A 264-nucleotide genomic window follows, 5' to 3' on the forward strand; every position below is an offset into this window, starting at 1 on the left:
GTACAGACTGTTTACACCCGTTTCAGAAAGTAAAATCCAGCCATCATTGCCAACGTGAAATAAACCCGGGAAAACATAACCATAATCGGCTTTTGTTCCCAATTCTGCATCAGCTTTATAACCACTTTCGTAGCTTGGCGCAGTTCGGGCGAAACCGGTCATCGGTTTCATCATTGGTGAAAGGAAAGTTGTGGTTTGAGATGGAAATCTGTACCCCGTAATTTCTGATTGAACAACCGCACTCAGACGGTCTTTCATTGGCGC

Annotated in this window: 1 protein-coding gene; it reads right to left on the reverse strand. The window is 44.7% G+C overall.

Features of this window, described 5'->3' with window-relative positions:
• On the reverse strand, nucleotides 1–258 hold a 258-nt coding region (locus tag ACPYOJ_RS35650; protein ID WP_481420429.1), incomplete at its 3' end, for a glycoside hydrolase family 97 N-terminal domain-containing protein.
• Between the last annotated feature and the right edge of the window lie 6 nt (nucleotides 259–264).

This window comes from Rhizobium sp. SVR5-9E, from assembly GCF_056755095.1.